The organism is Chitinophaga sp. RCC_12, assembly GCF_041360695.1.
GTDB lineage: Bacteria > Bacteroidota > Bacteroidia > Chitinophagales > Chitinophagaceae > Chitinophaga.
Window position 1 is genome coordinate 94,834 of the sequence record NZ_JBFUPS010000009.1, and the last position, 18,466, is coordinate 113,299.

At 47.1% G+C, this 18,466-nt stretch carries 12 protein-coding genes; all 12 read left to right on the forward strand.

The annotated features are described in order from the left end of the window. The first annotated feature begins 12 nt into the window (after positions 1-12). The 12 genes from AB6805_RS23825 (at position 13) to AB6805_RS23880 (ending at position 18,450) form a co-directional block, all read left to right on the forward strand. Positions 13-615, forward strand: a complete 603-nt coding sequence (locus AB6805_RS23825) for an RNA polymerase sigma factor (protein ID WP_370911960.1) — start codon at positions 13-15, stop codon at positions 613-615. A 162-nt stretch (positions 616-777) separates the two neighbouring features. Next, positions 778-1,926, forward strand: coding sequence for a FecR family protein (locus AB6805_RS23830; protein ID WP_370911961.1), 1,149 nt, complete (start codon positions 778-780; stop codon positions 1,924-1,926). Positions 1,927-2,132: 206 nt separating this feature from the next. After that, positions 2,133-6,350, forward strand: a complete 4,218-nt coding sequence (locus AB6805_RS23835) for a TonB-dependent receptor plug domain-containing protein (protein ID WP_370911962.1) — start codon at positions 2,133-2,135, stop codon at positions 6,348-6,350. A gap of 20 nt (positions 6,351-6,370) precedes the next feature. Then, on the forward strand, positions 6,371-7,756 hold the full coding sequence (locus AB6805_RS23840; protein WP_370911963.1) for a RagB/SusD family nutrient uptake outer membrane protein: 1,386 nt from the start codon (positions 6,371-6,373) through the stop codon (positions 7,754-7,756). 10 nt (positions 7,757-7,766) lie between these two features. Next, complete coding sequence (locus tag AB6805_RS23845; RefSeq protein WP_370911964.1) at positions 7,767-8,498, forward strand: RNA polymerase sigma factor; 732 nt, start codon at positions 7,767-7,769, stop codon at positions 8,496-8,498. A 106-nt stretch (positions 8,499-8,604) separates the two neighbouring features. Continuing rightward, positions 8,605-9,072 carry a DUF2059 domain-containing protein gene (locus AB6805_RS23850; protein ID WP_370911965.1) on the forward strand — a complete coding sequence of 156 codons (468 nt, stop codon included), beginning with the start codon at positions 8,605-8,607 and terminating at the stop codon, positions 9,070-9,072. A 58-nt stretch (positions 9,073-9,130) separates the two neighbouring features. Next, the gene (locus AB6805_RS23855; RefSeq protein ID WP_370911966.1) at positions 9,131-10,060 is read left to right on the forward strand and encodes an ABC transporter ATP-binding protein; all 930 of its coding nucleotides are present in this window, start codon (positions 9,131-9,133) and stop codon (positions 10,058-10,060) included. A 10-nt stretch (positions 10,061-10,070) separates the two neighbouring features. Next, a complete protein-coding gene (locus AB6805_RS23860) occupies positions 10,071-12,413 on the forward strand; it encodes an ABC transporter permease subunit (protein WP_370911967.1) in 2,343 nt (780 codons plus the stop codon). Positions 12,414-12,425: 12 nt separating this feature from the next. Then, positions 12,426-14,774: a Gldg family protein gene (locus tag AB6805_RS23865; protein WP_370911968.1), complete on the forward strand. Its 2,349-nt coding sequence runs from the start codon at positions 12,426-12,428 to the stop codon at positions 14,772-14,774. A 26-nt stretch (positions 14,775-14,800) separates the two neighbouring features. Beyond that, positions 14,801-16,132 (forward strand): DNA mismatch repair protein, encoded by a 1,332-nt coding sequence (locus AB6805_RS23870; RefSeq protein WP_370911969.1) that lies wholly within the window; start codon positions 14,801-14,803, stop codon positions 16,130-16,132. Positions 16,133-16,186: 54 nt separating this feature from the next. After that, positions 16,187-17,512 carry a DNA mismatch repair protein gene (locus AB6805_RS23875; protein WP_370911970.1) on the forward strand — a complete coding sequence of 442 codons (1,326 nt, stop codon included), beginning with the start codon at positions 16,187-16,189 and terminating at the stop codon, positions 17,510-17,512. Further along, complete coding sequence (locus tag AB6805_RS23880; protein WP_370911971.1) at positions 17,509-18,450, forward strand: serine protease; 942 nt, start codon at positions 17,509-17,511, stop codon at positions 18,448-18,450. The genes AB6805_RS23875 and AB6805_RS23880 overlap by 4 nt, the downstream gene beginning before the upstream one ends. Positions 18,451-18,466: the final 16 nt, after the last annotated feature.

Genomic DNA, 18,466 nt, shown 5'->3' on the forward strand with positions numbered 1-18,466 from the left:
ATCTAAGCCACTTTGCTGCCGGGTACTTTTTCATATGATGAAGAGAAGTTAGTTATACAAATCTCAGAAGGAGACGAAGAGGCCTTTACCCGCCTGTTTTACCATTACGGTGCTATTATTCATCCCATTGTACTTAAAATAGTAAAAGAGGAAGCTGCTGCTGAAGATGTGGTAGCGGAAGTATTTCTGAAGCTCTGGATAAATAGAAAAGGGCTGACCGCTGTTAGCAATCTCTCCGGCTATATCTACCGCATGGCCACCAATTTTTCCATCAATCACCTGAAACGTAATAAAACAGAGGCGCATGTATTACAGGATATGTACCTGGATGTGCCGGGTCATGATGCTACCGCGGACGAACAACTTACTGTACAGGAACTGAGAAAATCCATCCACAAAGCGGTAGACGGGCTACCCGGGCAACGCCGCAGGATCTACGAGTTAAGCAGGGAAAAGGGATTATCCAGGAAAGAAATTGCCGACCTGCTCCAGATCTCAGAAAATACCGTAAAGAACCAACTGCGTATTGCGTTACGCCATATACAGGAATCTATACTAAAAGACCAGGGTACTTTAATAGCGGGTATCTTTTTTATAGAGATCATCACGCATTAACGCCCTGTTATCACCGGTCAATGCCCACCACCTGCCGGTTGCTGCAACAAACACTTCCTATGTATTACGCTTAAATTTTTTTTATTCCGGAGGAGTACCGGTAATCATTTTTGGTGTCTATTACTAAGAACGACCTGGCCGGGCCGGGACAAAACGTATACTGTGATACAGGAAGACCATATAAAACAGTTGTTAGAACGATATATAAATGATCTGTCCACAGAAGAGGAGAGGCTACAACTATTGGACATCATCGACTCCCGGCCTGAGATAGACTGGTATGCCCTGCTGGCGCCTGCATTTACGGATGCCGTTGCCGATAAAACGTTTACTCCTGAAAAGTGGCAGCCGGTACTGGATAGCATTCTGAAGTATCCGCAGGCAGAGAAAAAGACGAGGGTAGTACCTCTTTTCAGAAGATGGTGGTCAGTGGCCGCAATGCTTGCCATACTGCTGGGAGCAGGTTGGTGGTTTTATCGCGCCGGCAATGCAAAGGTGAGTCCACCGGTAATAGCCATGGCGGATGTGCCGCCGGGTAGCAATCGCGCCGTACTGAAGCTGGCCAATGGGCAGGAGATCACCCTGGATAGTGCGCATGGTAATATTGTTCAGCATGGCAATTTTAAAGTGAACAACGACAGCGGTATGCTGAATTACGAGGGAAAAGCCAATGTGGCGGAGTATCATACACTGTCAACGCCACGGGGAGGGCAATACAAGCTGCAATTGCCGGATGGCACCAATGTATGGCTGAACGCGGCTTCTTCCATTACATATCCAACGGTTTTCACCGGGAGGAAGCGGGAGGTGGCCATTACAGGAGAAGCATATTTTGAAGTAGCGAAAGATCCCGGTAAACCTTTTAATGTACAGGTCAACCAAATGAATATAGCCGTATTAGGTACGCATTTCAATGTTAATGCTTACAACGACGAGCCCGATGCTAAAACAACACTACTGGAAGGCGCGGTAAAAGTGAACGCCGGCAACCAGGTGAAAATACTTGCGCCGGGCCAGCAGGCGCTGTTAGAAAAAAATAATACGCTTAGGCTCATTGAACAGGTGAATGTGGAAGATGTGATTGCCTGGAAAAACGGGTACACTGTTTTTGAAAATGCCGACATCCAAACCATCATGCGGCAGGTATCCCGCTGGTACAATGTAGATGTTGTTTTTGAAGGGAACATTCCTCAAAGACAATTCGCCGGAGGCATCTCCCGCAAATCCAGCCTGGCGGAACTTTTAAAGGTGCTGGAATTTGCCAATGTAAATTTTGTAGTAGAAGGGAAGAAGATTGTCGTAAAACCATAGCATATCCCGTGGCCGTTCCCTTCGCCGGCAACACGGATAATCCGGAAGTATTTTTATAGTCATGTGAATAACTAATATCAACCAAAAGGCTTGCAAAAAAAAGCCGGAAGCGTTCGCGGCGCATCCGGCAAGGCTTTGGGCAACCCTTTTTCCAACAAGGCGTTTGAAAAAGTAATTTAATTATGAACCCAAAACAGTTCAAAACTATGAATTTTTATTCATTACAGGTCCCTGTATTTTTTAAACATCACAAAAAGCTGACGAAGATTTTTCTGCTAAAGACGATTACGGTATCAGTATTGTTATTTGCGGGCGTATTCGCAAGTACTATAGCAGCGGCGCAACAGATTACGCTGAATGAAAAGAATGCGCCCTTAAAAAAGATATTCAATCTTATCAAAAAACAAGGGGATTATATCTTCTTTTACGAGAAAGGTGTGCTGGATAAAACAGCGCCCGTAAGCATCCAGGTGAGCAATGCCGCGATCCGTGATGTTCTTGAAATTTGCCTGAAAAACCAACCATTATCTTACATTATTTCCGGTAACAACATTGGTATTAAAAGAAAATCTGCCGGGTCAGAAGAGGGCAGGGAGGCATCGCCGGCAGCGTTGCCGGACGAAGATATCCTGATAGGAGGACTGGTGGTTGATTCCATTAGCATTCCCAAGCAAGGTGTAACTGTTACCAGCATATCCGGCGGGTCGCACCAGAAAACATTTTCCGTTACCAATGCCGACGGTACCTTTCAAATATATGGGCAGAAAGGCGACAAGCTTATATTCAGCGCCATCGGGCACAGGAATGTAGAAGTCCGGTATAATGGTGAAGTGAGCCTGAAAGTAACGATGAAAGTGGCGCCCATTGAAATGAATGCCGTAGTGATTGACGACATTGACATGAGCCGGAAAAGAACACCTTTTACGGATACCATCGACATGACCCACCGGACGCACCTGAACCTCGGGCAATTGCTACAGGGCAGCATCCCCGGCCTCACTTTGCAAAATTCTTCTCAGAGTCAGCAAACATTGCAGTCCATCGACTTTACCGGGCGTGGAGTACCCATAACAGGCACCTACACACCCACTATTGAAGCTCTACGGGCACACTATAATCAATATCAGAGCATCTATTCGTCGACCGGTTATCCAACCTTTGATTCGTGGATCAATTCTATGAAAGGTGTGGATGGCATTCGTTTTAATTACAGCACTTCCGTTGGTAGTAATGGCCTGGTTCCCCAATTAAGAGGCGTAAGTGGATTTAGTGGCAACACGTCGGGTATGCTGGTCATCATTGATGGTTTTCCGCAGGATGGGTTTCCTGCCAATTACCCGATGACCAATATAGAATCGGTGAAAGTGATCAAAGACCCCGAAGAACTGACCAAATGGGGACCTGCCGCCACCGGTGGCATTATTATGATCACCAGCAAGCGCGCCGTGAAGGGAAAATTGCAGCTCAGCTATAGTTCCAACTTCGGTTATGCAGCGGCGCCCCGGTTTAACCACAGTAAACTACGCCTGGCTTCTTCCGCCGATATGATCGACTATTTAAGGTCTGCATCCGATTCGGGGTTTATGGTGCTGGCAAATAAAAATGATCCACGTGTAGCTTTTAGTCTCAATCCTGCTGAGCGTATATTTTATGGCTGGCAGCTGGGCACACTGTCTGAGCATGACTATAACACCCAACTGGATTCGCTGGCCAGGCTATCCAATGAAAGCCAGTTAAAGCTGCTGCAACAAAATTCCTTTAACCAAAACCAGATGCTTACCCTTTCAGGAGGCAGCAATGCCTGGCGCTTCAGGGCAGCCGGTATTTACAACACCGACCGTAGCAGCGCCCTGGACAATTATGGCCGGACGTTCAGCCTGAATATGAACAACGACTTCTTATTATTTAAAAATAAACTGCGCGCGCAATGGTATGTGAATGTTGCTCAAACTACAGCCAGGGCCGGGGCCAACGCCGACTTCCGCAACCTGCAACCTTACCAGCTGCTTGTTGATCCGGAAACCGGGAAGTATGTATACGATTATTCTTCCTTTAACCCGGATGCCAATACGGCCCTTAAGAAATACGGGTATGAAGATCATGGCGCCAATATGCTGGAGGATGCACGGATAAACAGCCGGATCAGCAAAAACCTCCAGGTGCAGTCGAGGCTGACTACCGACTGGGATATCCTGCCCTCTCTCCGTTGGTCCACTTCACTGCAATATGATCTGCTGAATGGCAGAACAGAGAACCTGCAGGACGCAGCGTCCAGCACGGCCAGGCAGCTGGTAAATGAATACGGCAGTCCTGTGTTCGATGACTTCGGCGCCCTTACCGGCATTGATTTTTACGTGCCCCGTGGTGGCATTATGCAAAAACCATCTTTAAAAAACAAGGAGTGGAATCTGAGATCCGCTTTGCTGTTTGATAAAAGTTTCGGGAAGCACCGCCTCGCTGTAACACTGGGCGGCGGCGGTTTTGGTAATGCGTCACGCAGTCCTTCCTATTCGTCCATTTATGGTTATAATAAACAAACCCGCCAGGGCCAGGCGGTGCAATTGCCATCGCCCGACCCTACTGCAGGTGTCCTCAATTTATTCAGCCTGCCCGACAGGTATTGGGAAGGTACCTATGGCAGAATGGTTTATCCGAATACATTACTAACGCCGCAGGCAGGCGATACTACTATCTCGCGGGGGCTCAACTGGAACGGCAGCTTTTCTTATTCCTATGACGATACTTATATACTGAGCGGCAAGTACAATACAACGTTAAATCCTGACTATGGCAATCCGCATCCCTATACCAACCTTACTAACTATTCCGCGGATGCCACCTGGCGGTTAAGCAGGAACCATTTTTTTCAGGCTCCTTCCTGGGTCAGTAATGTGGCCCTGTCGGCCGGCGTAAATGGAATCAGCATACCCGGTTTATCCACGCAAATTGCCGCCCAGCGTAATCGTCAAAGCAACTGGAATAACTATGGCGTTTGGGTAACCCGTTTTAACCTGCCCCAGCAAAGCGGACAAAGTTCGTACAACGTGTATGAGAAGCTCGGGATAGGCCTGTTGGACGACCGTTATACTTTTGACATCAGCTACAATAGCCTGCGCATCAATAATAATAGCGGAGATAATAGCACCAACGGCCTTGAAATAAAAAATTATGTGGGCGCAAACGCACGGGTGAGACTGAGAGAGGGACTCCTGCATTTATATGCAGGTTATGGCTATTCGCTGGACGGGAATCCTCAAACAAATGTCAGGGTTGCTTATGACATCGGCAGGGAATCGTATTTCCATGCCGGCGCTATCAGCAAATTAATGGCGGATTTTACCCTGCAAAATATCAGTGGTTTCCAAGGTATGGAAATAATGACAGGTACCAATGCACCGTTATCCGGCGGCGGATTTACGATGGCGGTAAATAGCAACTTCGGACAGCTTCCGCCAACAATAAGAAACATGGAAGCGCATACAACATTGGGATTGGCCAATGACCGTTATCTTTTCGACTTCCGCTATTACCAGACAAACACTTCGGGGCTCAATAATTTTATCCCGGTACCTACTGATCCTTCTACCGGCTTAGGAACAAAAATCAGTTATAGTGAGATAGTGAAAAAAGGAGTAGAGATGTACTTGCAAATAAAAGTATTGCAGCAGAAAGATTTTAAATACGTGATTACGCTCAACGGCGCCTATAATAAGAATATCGCGAAAAAAGTGCCGCTGGTGAATTTTTCACAATCCGCACGTTATTTAACGGACTATCGCAACGGTTACAGCACAGAAAACCTCTGGAGTTATCGCTGGGCCGGACTGGATGCTACAGGAAGCCCCATGATTTATGACGCCAAAGGGCAGAAGACAGCCAGCCCCGACAGCGCCACACTGGCTTCCTCACTGGTGTACAGCGGCGTTACCCGTGCGCCCTTTACAGGTGGTCTTATACAGGAATGGGACTATAAAGGTTTTTTCCTGAGAGCAACATTGCTGCTGAATTTTGGTCACGTGATGCGGGAATACCTGCCGTCTCCCTCCAGAACGGCTGACAACAGCCTGCTGATCCGCGACCGCTGGCGGAAACCGGGAGACGAGGCCTTTACAGATATCGCAGCGATGTCGGGAAATGCAGATGAAGGCAGTACACGGAAATTCATTATTCAGAACTCATCGAACAGTATTATGTCTGCAGACAATATCCGTTTGCAGGAGGTACAGATAGGCTGGCAGGTATTGTCCGGTGAAATACTGCAGCGTTACTTTATCAAAGATCTTACGGTATCCCTGCAAATGCTGAATGCCGCTTTATGGACCAGCAACAGGTTGCATGTGGATCCCCAGGCGGTGGCAAATACAGGGGAGATAGGGCTGCCGGTTCCCCGGCAATATATGTTCAGTGTTAATATGAAATTTTAAACAAGCGACAACGAACGAATATGAAAAGAAAACTTCTCCGGCATAGTAGCCTGTCAGTGATGATCGCTGTGCTTTGCATACTCCTGCTGCTGTCGGCTGGTTGCAAAAAATTCTTTGATGTGCGTCCCAGCACTACCAGCATCAATCCTACTACCCTGGGGGATTTTGAAGAGATGCTGAATAATGATTCCATGGCGATATGCAATTACCTGTTGGCCGACTTCATGAGTGATGATGTACGGCTGGAAGATGCGCACCTGTCTGCCGATGCCGCTTCATCCTATACGCGTTCTTATTTATGGGAACAAACGATCTGGAAACCAGGTGATGCAGACTTTATGTACAACGCGTCGTATACCCGTATCCTGCAAATGAATATTATATTGGAACGGATAGGCCGTTCAGCAGGCAGCGAACAACAGAAAAATGTGATCCGTGCACAGGCGCAAATTAACCGCGCATGGTATTACCTGCAATTAGCCAGTTTGTATGGAACCGATTACCAGGTGGCAACAGCTGCCGCCGACCTGGCTGTTCCTTTGGTATTGTTTCCTGATGCCAGTGCACAACCGGTGAGGGCTACCGTACAACAGGTATACAACCAGGTTATCAGCGATCTGACGGCTGCAGTAGCCACGCCGGGTTTACCGGGTATGGGCCGGGATGTGGTGCATCCCGGCAAAGCAGCGGGGTATGCATTACTGGCAAGAATTTATCTGAACATGGGTAAATATCCCGATGCACTCAACGCCGCACAATCAGCATTAGCCATTAACAGCCAGCTGCTGAAATACGCCCGGGATTATGCGCCGTCTTCCAGCCTGCTCGACCTGTCGAAGAATCCGGAAATATTACTTGCCAGGCTGTGCATCGATTATGATTTCTACAACATCCGGCATACCGGGTTTAATATTAGTCCCAGCCTTCGTGCCGTACTGGACAGCAACGATATAAGGTTGCTCAACAATTTTGCAGATGGGGGTCTTTATATTAACGGCCTCGCCTTTAGCGGAACAGCCTATGATTATAGCCTTGGCGTACCGGAAGTAATGCTGATAAAAGCAGAATGCCTCGCCAGGCAGCAGGATGCAGCGGGAGCGCTGGCGTTGGTGAATGAGCTTAGAAAAAATCGCCTCGTTACCTATGCCCCGCTGAACAGCACTACCGATGTACTGACCACGGTACTACAGGAAAGAAGGAGGGAACTCTTTTATCACGGAGGGCTCCGGCTCTTTGATCTGAAAAGGCTGAACAGGGACAGCCGCTTTGCACAAACGCTGCAAAGGTTCGCCGATAACGGCACTACGCTGAAGGCCACATTAACCGCTAATTCACCGCGCTACCTGATGCCTTTTTCGCCCCTCATTATTGCTAATAACCCCGCTATTATACAGAACCCACGGTAAAATCAGCGTCATGATAACGATGAATCAGTCGATAGAAAATCAGTTACGTCCCGCCAATGAAGCGGGAACAGAGCGTATATGTTTTGAAGACGAAGCAGGATTTAATGAAATCGTACGATGTTATTCCACGAAGCTACTCACCATTATTACCTATATCACCAGGAGCCGGCAAACAGCGGAGGATATTGTACAGGAAACTTTCCTGCGGTTGTGGGAAAAACGGGTGGCAATCACACCGGATAATGTGGGCGGCTGGTTATATAGAGTGGCTACTAACCTCGCCATGGGCCATTTGAAAAGAGAGTCCTGCAAAACCAGGGTATATGCTTCTTTACGTACATCGCAGCAGGAATTTTCTACCGAAGTGGAAGAGCGTCTGGTACAAAAAGAAAACAGGATCGTTTTAAATAAAATATATGCCCGGCTACCTGAACAACAACAGGCCGTATACCACCTGAGCAAAGTGGGCGGGCTCACCAGGGATGAAATTGCGCATCATTTGAAGATCTCTCCGCATACGGTTAAAAACCATCTGAGCAGGGCCGTTCAATATATAAGAGAACATATTGGCGGTGTTACCCTCTTCATTTTATTTTTCGTTTTTAACAATATATTTTTTAATCGCACTAGTACAAAAGTGAAGTCTGATAGTTTATATACTATACAGCAACAGGCAAACGGCAAACCAATATTCCCTTTAAAATCAGGTGTGTCTGAATTAATGAAATTGGCGCTGAAATAAGGCCGTCATTAATCCGGATGGGTGAATGAATTCATGGAGCATTTCATGAAACAGGGTTTGCTATGTCTAAAGACAAAGAAATTATTCAACAATTAATAAAAAAAACATGAAATCAAGAACACTCTTACTGGCCGCTATGATCATCTGCGGAACATTTGCTGCACACGCACAACAGGATAATACGAAACAATACCAGAAAATAGAGCAGTTGTTTGCTGCGATGAACCTGGAAGAAGCCTATAAGCAATCAGCTATTGTAGCGGCAGATCAAACCGCTGCAGGATCACCGCAACTGGCTGGAAAGAAGGAAGAAGTGCGGGCCTTTTTTATCAAATACGCATCGTATCCGGCCTGCAAAAATGACCTGCTGAAGTTGTACGCAAAATATTACAGTACGGAAGAAATTGAGGTGCTGACGGCATTCTACAAAACATCGGCCGGAAAGAAACAGCTGACCACTGCTGCCCAGTTACAGATGGAATCGGCGCAAATGATGAGCAACAACCTGCAGGCACACGCGGAAGAATTGAATAAACTGAATACGCCTGCTGCCGGCGGCCCTCAAACACGGTAATTGCGGCATAAGCCATCATCGCAGTGTATTTAACAAGCAAATTGTCAAACGAATATTTATGACTTCCATTTTAAGAACGGAAAATCTTTCTCACCGGTATTCCAGTACATGGGCCATCCGCGACATCAACATTGAAGTGGGGCAATCAGGCATAGTAGGCTTGCTGGGCTCAAACGGCGCCGGCAAATCTACCACCATGAATATTATTTGTGGTGTGCTGAATCAAACGGAAGGAAGCGTGTATATCAATGGTATTGATCTCAGAAAGCATCCGGAGGCGGCGAAGAAAGAGATCGGGTTCTTACCGCAGAATCCTCCGTTGTACACGGATCTCACCATCGACGAATACCTCACCTACTGCGCGCAACTCAGGCTGATGGAAAATGATAAGATCAAACCGGCTGTGGAAGAAGCCAAAGAACGTTGTGGCATCACACACTTCAGCTCCCGGCTCATCAAAAACCTGTCAGGTGGCTACCGTCAGCGGGTTGGTATTGCGCAGGCCATTATTCACAAGCCCAAACTTGTGGTGATGGATGAACCTACCAACGGGCTTGATCCCAACCAGTTGATTGAAGCAAGAAAACTGATCCGGGAAATAGCCATCGATCATTCCGTGCTTTTATCCTCGCATATCTTGTCCGAGATCAATTTGCTCTGCAAAGAGATCATCATGATAGAGGCGGGCCGGATGGTGTTTTCAGACAGTATGGATGCGTTCAATAATTACGTGCAGTCGAAAATTATGCTTTTGCGCATGGATAACCCGCCGCAGAAAAGCGACCTGTTAAAAATTCAGGGCGTTACCCAGGTGGAATTTATGACGGACAAACAGGCGAGGGTTTATTTCGATGGCAGTCATGAAGATATTTCGGACCGGCTGATAACAGCGAGCGTGGAACAAGGATGGAAATTAAAAGAGATAGCGCTTGATAAGGGCCTGCTCGATGATGTTTTCAAACAACTATCCTCCCAGTCTCCACAATAAAGCGCAACTAATGAAGACGATATTTCAAATAGCAAAGAATGAGCTTCGTAACCTGTTCTATTCACCAATAGCCTGGTTTCTGCTGATTGTTTTCCTGGTGATGTGCGCGTATTTTTATACCGGCACCACTTATAACTGGGCCAAGCTGGCCCACCTGGCGTATTCCAATGATCCTAACTGGGTTTGGCGCGCCACGCAATCCGGAACCTCAAGTATTTACCTGGATGGCGATGGTATCCTGATCAATGTATTACAAAGCATCTATTTGTTTGTGCCCCTTCTTACCATGGGGATCATCAGCCGCGAGATCAACAGCGGGACTATTAAACTGCTGTACTCTTCACCGGTTAAACTAAGCCGGATTATCCTGGGGAAGTATCTTGCCCTGATGATCTATAACCTGCTGCTGGTGCTTATCCTCAGCATTTTTATTATCTCGGGGTTTTTCGATATCAAATCGCTCGACTATGGCCCGCTGTTATCGACACTGTTAGGGTTTTACCTGTTGTTATGCGCATTTACGGCTATCGGGTTTTACATGTCCAGTCTGACAACTTATCCCATTGTGTCTGCCATTGCAAGTTTTACAGTGTTTTTTGTATTGATGAGCATCGGACGCTTATGGCAACAGTATGATTTTATAAGAGATCTTACCTGGTTCCTTTCTATTGCGGGACGTACTGAAAAAATGGTGATTGGCCTGATCACTACCAAAGATGTGATCTACTACCTTATTATCATTTACCTGTTTATCAGTTTTACGTTATTAAAACTGCAGGCCGGGCGTGAAGCCAAACCCTGGTTTGTAAAAGCCGGCAGATACGTGGCAGTGATCCTGGTGGGCCTGTTGATGGGCTACATCAGTTCGCGTCCCCGCTTTACCAGGTATTGGGATACCACCGCCGGGCAAATCAATACACTCCTTCCGCACTCACAGAAAATTATCAAATCATTCGACGATAGTCCGCTTGAAGTAACGCTGTACACCAATTTACTTGGTGCCGCTGCGCAGCATGGCCTTCCGGAATGGCGCAATATTTACCTGAAGCGCTGCTGGGAAAATTATCTCCGTTTTAACTGGAACATCGATTTTAAGTATGAATATTATTACGACGTTGACAGCACCGACGCGACCAACACTGTTTTCAAACAGTTTCCGGGAAAGAGCCTGGAACAGATAGCAGGGGAAGTAGCGAAAGTACTCAAAGTGGATGTATCCTCCTTTAAGCCTCCGGCGGAGATGCGCAAGCTCATTGATCTTAAACCGGAAGGTTACCGCCTTGTGATGCAACTGAAATATAAGGACCGCGCTGTTTTCCTGCGGACATATGGCAGTGTCGAATGGCCCAGCCCTGCAAATATCGATGTAGCACTGGAACGGCTGCGGGGTGTTAAAATGCCGAAAGTAGCCTTTGTTAGCGGAGACCTGGAACGTAGTATTTACAAGCGTGGAGAACGGGAGTTGTTCCTCCAGGTAATAAACAACGATAATTCCGGGGCATTGGTGAATACCGGCTTTGATGTGGACACCGTTAACCTGTCTACACAGGACATTGCGCCTGATGTGACCACGGTAGTACTGGCCGATCCAAAAATGGAATTAGGCGCTGCTGCATTGAGCAAACTTAAAAGCTATATAAGCAGGGGTGGTAATATGCTGATACTGGGCGAACCCGGTAAACAACATATTTTGAACCCCGTACTTGAGGTGACCGGGGTTCAGTACGTGAACGGCAAGCTGGCACAGCCCGGCTATAATAACGCGCCGGATATGCTGACGCCTTATATGACGGCGGCAGGCCTCCGTATTGCGCATGAAGAACCCGCCTTGCTGATGAATCGTTTATGGTCTCATGGCGTGTATGATGATACGCTGAAAATACAGATGCCTTCCGCTATGGGAATTGCTTATTCAACGGACAGTGGCTTTACCGCAAAGCCATTGTTTGCAACGGTTCCCGGAGCCGTATGGTCAAAAGCCGGAAAATTTGTGACGGACTCCGTTGCGCCGGTATTCAGTCCGCAGGAAGGCGACATTCAGTTTAACGCTTTCGCTACCTGTATTCAGCTAACGCGACAAATCAATAACAGGGAACAGCGGATGATTGTGTGTGGTGATGCCGACTTTCTCAGCGACAGGGTATCATACGCGGGTTGGGTGAGCAGAACATTCTACTGGTGGCTGAGTGATGGCCGTATGCCGCTTTACTCAATCTATCCGTATGCCAGCGACAATATGCTGCTGCTCACCCCGGCCAGGGCAACGGTACAACGAATAGCATACCTGTGGGTATTGCCTGGTATATTAATCTTCCTGAGCACTGTATTGCTGATCAGGAGAAAAAGGAAATAAATAAGCGCACCCATGAAGTTATTATTTAGAATTGCAAAGAATGAATTCCGGTACCTGTTTTACTCGCCCATTGCATGGTTTCTGATCATCGTGTTCTTGGTGCAATGTGCGCTCGTGTATACGGGGCCTGTTTATGACCTGGCACTTTACCAGGATATGGTGCTGAAAAACTATCCCATGCCCAGAATATCGATGGCGGCGGAATCATTAACCCTCAAGGTTTTCCTGATGGGTGGCATATTCTCCCGTGCGATAGGAAACCTGTATCTCTTTATCCCTTTGCTCACTATGGGGTTGGTGAGCCGGGAAATCAATAACGGGACGGTTAAGTTATTGTATTCTTCGCCGGTTCAGCTGCGGCAGATTGTACTGGGAAAATACCTGGGTATTATGCTTTACAGCCTGCTGCTGATAGGGATCATCGGAATTTTTATGATCACCGGTATTTTTAATATTAAAGATGCTGATTATGGCATATTGTTTTCTGCCGCCCTGGGTTTTTACCTGATTGTATGTGCTTATTCAGCCATCGGGTTGTTTATGTCCAGTCTTTCCACTTACCAGATCGTATCGGCGCTCGCCAGTTTTACGATCATTTTTATCCTCAGCCGGATCGGTGGACTGTGGCAGAAATATGATTTTGTAAGGGACCTTACCTATTTCCTGTCTCTTCAAAACCGTACCGGGAAAATGTTGCAGGGATTGGTCACCACTAAAGATGTCATCTATTTTATAGTGGTTTCATCGATGTTCGTTGGCTTTACACTGATAAAACTAAGGAATGCCCGGGAAGTTAAACCCTGGTATATAAAAGCAGGACGCTTTGCAGGCGTTTTTGCGGCAACGCTTATAATTGGCTATGTCACTTCCCGCCCGGCACTCACCGGCTACTGGGATACCTCCGCTACCAAAATGAATACCATACATCCCCGCACACAGCAGCTCCTGAAGGAAATGGGTGATACCACGCTGGAGGTGACGCTGTATACCAACCTGGTAGACCGCATGGTAGCTAGTGGACTTCCCGAAGTACGGAATGTAAATTACCTGGGCGATTTCTGGGAAGCCTATTTACGTTTTAAGCCTGGTATCTCATTTAAGTATGAATACTATTACGATAACGACGCTAAAGCAACGGACAGCGCATTGTATAAAATGCTTCCTGGTAAAAGCCTGAAACAGATTGCAACGGAGTTTGCAGAATCGCTGGACATAGACCTGTCGATGTTTAAGACACCGGAAGAAATGCGCAAGATGATTGATCTTAAACCGGAGGGCTATCGCCTGATCATGCAATTAAAATACAAGGGACGCACCGAATACCTGCGCACTTTTGAAGATAATTTTGTATGGTCCGATGAGCAGAACATGAATGCGGCCCTTAAGCATTTATTATATGGAGATGTACCAAAGTTATTATTTGTAAGCGGCGAGCTTGAGCGCAATATTTATAAAAAAGGGGAGCGGGAATATGCTTTTCATACCACGTTAAAAATAGCGCGCAATGCTTTGGTGAATATGGGCTTTGACGTAGATACCATCAACCTTGCCACGCAGCATATTCCGGAGGGGATTACAGCGCTTATACTGGCCGATCCCAAAATGGACCTGAGTGCTGCTGTGTATGATAAACTTAAAAACTATATCGATGCAGGTGGTAATATGCTGATCACCGGTGAACCCGGCAAACAATATGTACTCAACCCATTGCTGAAGCAAATGGGCGTGCAACTGATGAATGGGCAGCTGGTGCAGCCAACGTATAATGAAACCCCCGATAGGGTAATGCCCTATCTGACAGCAACGGCTGCCGGTCTTGCTGAAGAGCCACTGGTGCTGTACTTGCGGAAGATGCTACAGGCGCATAATACCCTTGATTCAGTACAAACGCAGATGCGCGGGGTTGCGGGAATTTCCTGCGCGGGGGATAGCGCCTTTAAGGTGGCGCCCTTGGCTATGACCAGTCCTGGTCGTGTATGGCTGAAAGCGGGCGACCTGGTAACGGATTCCACGCTTCCTCCATTTAACCCGCTGGCAGGCGATATAAAACAAGCTTCCTTTCCCACCATGGTGCAATTAACAAGGTCCATTCATGCGAAAGAGCAACGGATCGTTGTGTGTGGCGATGCTGATTTTCTGAGTAACAACCAGACGGGGGACCACGCTGTCGGTAGGGCACTTTATAGCTGGTTAAACTACAACCGGTACCCTGTTTATACACCGCGTCCACAACCGGAAGATACCCGTTTGCAGATCAATGCGGCAGTTGCCGGTGTACAGAAAATCGTATACATATGGGTGCTGCCGGGTGTAATACTGTTACTGGGCACCATACTACTGATCCGCAGGAAACGCAAATAAGCATACTTCTACTAAATACACATCAGATGTTACGAACCGACGAACAAACCATAGACGACCTTGGAATATTTGGAAAGAAAAGCGGCAGCGGGATTTATGATATCTATAACCGCTCGCATACCAGGGGCGGAGAAGCCTTACTGGAAGAGATGTTCCGCAGCCCTTTGTCTGATAAGGACACTATCAACCGGCGCAGCAGCATCATCGAAAATTTTGAGCGGCTGGGCATGTCCTTTCCTTACAACGCTTCGTTATTTGACATGGCGGAGAAGTATCTTATCAGCGGGGGGAAAAATGCAAAAAGCAAAAACGATCCCACCTTACTCGGTGAAAAAGAAGTGCAAAACGGGGTGGGAGCAGTAATAGAACTTATCCGGCTCACAAAAAAATTTGTTGAGCAGCCCGAGGTGAAAAATATACCTGCTTACGCATCGGAGTGTGAAGCTATTACCCGGTTGCTGGCGGATCCTGTTTTTGAGCCTGCACTCAAAGAACAGCCTAAAGGAAAACTGTCTTATGGCGCTGTTACAGCTTATGATGCCCTGTTCAGGGTGAGCGACCGGCCCAAGGTGGAAAAATTGTTAGGCTATATCTACTACCTGGATGTGTATATGTCCGTTGCCAAAACAGCTACAGAAAGGAATTTTATTTTCCCCAAGGCATTGGACAAGGGATTGTGCGAACTCAAACTGGAAGGCGTGTATCATCCGGCATTAAAGCACCCGGTTGGCAATGACATTACGATGAACGCTGCACAGAATGTGATTTTTCTGACCGGTGCCAATATGGCTGGTAAGTCCACCTTTCTCCGTTCCTTGAGTACCGCTTTGTACCTGGCGCATATGGGGTTCCCGGTCGCCGCAAAAGCTATGACCTTCTCCGTTATGGATGGTATTTATACCACGGTGAACCTGCCCGATAACCTGGGCATGGGCGCCAGCCATTTTTATGCGGAGGTGCTGAGGGTGAAAAAAATGGCGACAGAGTTAAGCTCGGGGCAATCATTTTTTATTTTATTCGATGAACTGTTCCGCGGTACCAATGTAAAAGACGCCCATGAAGCCACTGTTGCCGTTACAAATGGCTTTGCAACAAAACAAAACAGCATGTTCATTATTTCTTCGCATATCGTGGAAGCAGGAGAGGAGCTCAAGAAAAAAAGCAATATCGACTTTCTTTACCTGCCCACACGAATGAACAACCATGTACCGGAATATACTTACACACTGGAAAAAGGCATTACAGATGACCGGCACGGCATGGTGATCATCCGTAATGAAGATATCCTGAACATACTGGAGAAAGGGAAGAAGAAAAGAGCGCCGGAGTCGGCAGCTCAAAGGGTGAAGCCCGTATAAATCAGCCAGGAGCCGTTTGGGAATTAATCACCGGTAAAAAAAATAACTGTTCGTATGAGTTTTGGAATCGACAAACAAACCCTTGATGAACTGAACCTGCTGGGCAAGTTCCGGCAGGGATCAGTATATCATTTATTTAACCGCGTAAAAACGCGTGGTGGAGAGCAGCTGCTTGACAACATGTTCCGCTTTCCTTTGAATAGTGAAACCGCGATCAATGATCGGAGCAGTATTTTTCAGTATTTCCAGCAGGCAAAGCTCTCTTTCCCCTTTGATGTGCAGCAGGTAAGCCTTATGCGGGAGTACCTTGATGTGCAGGCGAATAAAAATGCTGCGCTGGTATTGGCTGGCACACTAATTAAAAAATGGCTTTCTACGCTGACAAGGGACGAACAGTATAAAAAAAATGTACAGGGATTACAGGCAACTATTATTACCCTGAACAAGTGCCATGCTTTTGTAACAGCCATGTATCCCGCGGAAAATCCCTATTATCCCCGTGTGCAGGCAATGAAGGATATCTTATCGGATAAGCGGATTGAAATCCTTCGGAATATCGACATCTACCAGGCATTGCCGATAAAAACCTTAGCCAGTTACGATCATCTGTTAAAGGGAAGGTTGCTCCGGCAGATGGAAGATATTTTACAATTTATTTATGAAACAGATGTATACATTTCCGTGAGCGCTGTGGCGGCAGAAAAAGCATTCAGCTACGCCCGGGCGCTGCCGCCGGAAGCCAACGTGTTATCGGCTTCGGGGCTTGCCCATCCATGTATCGACGGGGCCGTAGGCAACCGGCTCTTCATGGACGCGGAGAGTAATGTGTTATTTCTCACAGGCGCGAATATGGCGGGTAAATCCACGCTGATGAAATCGGTGGGTATCGGATGTTACCTGGCGCACATGGGCTTCCCGGTGGCGGCGGAGCGCATGGAATTCTCCGTGAGGGAAGGATTATACACCTCCATCAATGTGGCGGATAATATCGGTCTGGGCTACAGCCATTTTTACGCCGAAGTAGTAAGAGTAAAGCAGGCGGCGGAAGCGGCAGCGAGCGGGAAAAGGCTGCTGCTCATGTTTGATGAGCTGTTTAAAGGAACGAATGTAAAAGATGCTTACGACGGTACACTTGCTGTAACAGAGGGCTTTTCTGACTATGAGGAATGCCTGTTTATCGTTTCCACGCATATTATCGAAGTAGGGGAAGCGCTGAAGTACCGCGACAATATTCATTTTGTATACATGCCTACGGTGATGGATGGCGCCTATCCCCGTTATACTTACCAGCTGCAGGAAGGGATTACGGAAGACCGGCAAGGGATGATGATCATCCGCAACGAAGGTATCCTGGAACTGTTGTACAACAAATCATCATGACTAAAAATACATGCTTACTAACGGGCATCCTTATACTATCCGGATTACTGCGGGCCGGGGCGCAAACATCGGCTACCGCTGATATGTACACCAGCTATCAGCACTACTTCAGTGATTTAAAATTCATGCCTCCCGGTAAAAGTGCTATGATACAGGATTTGAAGGACAGCGCAGCACTGCTGGCCGACGAAGCATCTCCATCTGGAAATAAAATCAAACTTCTTCCCGCTACCACCAAAGTACTGACCGATGAAGAGATCTATGCCAGGAGAAAAAGCAGTGTATTCATTGTGGGGAAACTGCAGAAGACGACTAACAGCACAGACCCGCTATCGTTCGCTTTAACAGGCACTGCTTTCGCGCTGAACGCCGATGGGGTATGTGTAACCAACTATCATGTATTGAAAAGCATTATTGTAAATGATAGTCCGGATGCTGTGAAGGACAGCGTTTACTTTATTATTACCTGGGACAAACAGCTTTATTTCATAGAAAAGATACTCGCCTATTCCCAAAACAATGACCTCGCCATTTTTAAGGTAAATACCAATAGCAATAAGCTCCTGCCGGTACCGATAGGGAAGCCTGCGGAAGTAGGGACGGCTGTTTATTGCATTTCCCATCCTACCGGTTATTTTTATTATTTCAGTAAAGGAATGGTAGCAAGAAATGTGACCATCAGTGCCCGGCAGACAGCGGCCGGCTATAATCCCCTGGGTAAGCCGCCCATCCGGATGGAGATTACCGCCGACTATGGCGTGGGTTCAAGCGGGGGACCGGTACTGGATAAACGTGGTAATCTTGTTGGAATAATTTCGGCGACTATGCCGCTGGGATCCATGATAAAAGACGATGCCGGTAACGTTACAGGGCACCAGCAAATGGTGATAAAGGATACTTTGCCCGTGAGTGCATTATTGGAGTTGCTGGGCAATTAAATCTTCGAAAAAGGCA

Coding starts and splice junctions, on each gene's coding strand:
- AB6805_RS23835 (WP_370911962.1), top strand. CDS start 2,133: ATGAATTTTTATTCATTACAGGTCCCTGTATTTTTTAAACATCACAAA.
- AB6805_RS23840 (WP_370911963.1), top strand. CDS start 6,371: ATGAAAAGAAAACTTCTCCGGCATAGTAGCCTGTCAGTGATGATCGCT.
- AB6805_RS23845 (WP_370911964.1), top strand. CDS start 7,767: ATGATAACGATGAATCAGTCGATAGAAAATCAGTTACGTCCCGCCAAT.
- AB6805_RS23850 (WP_370911965.1), top strand. CDS start 8,605: ATGAAATCAAGAACACTCTTACTGGCCGCTATGATCATCTGCGGAACA.
- AB6805_RS23855 (WP_370911966.1), top strand. CDS start 9,131: ATGACTTCCATTTTAAGAACGGAAAATCTTTCTCACCGGTATTCCAGT.
- AB6805_RS23860 (WP_370911967.1), top strand. CDS start 10,071: ATGAAGACGATATTTCAAATAGCAAAGAATGAGCTTCGTAACCTGTTC.
- AB6805_RS23865 (WP_370911968.1), top strand. CDS start 12,426: ATGAAGTTATTATTTAGAATTGCAAAGAATGAATTCCGGTACCTGTTT.
- AB6805_RS23870 (WP_370911969.1), top strand. CDS start 14,801: ATGTTACGAACCGACGAACAAACCATAGACGACCTTGGAATATTTGGA.
- AB6805_RS23875 (WP_370911970.1), top strand. CDS start 16,187: ATGAGTTTTGGAATCGACAAACAAACCCTTGATGAACTGAACCTGCTG.
- AB6805_RS23880 (WP_370911971.1), top strand. CDS start 17,509: ATGACTAAAAATACATGCTTACTAACGGGCATCCTTATACTATCCGGA.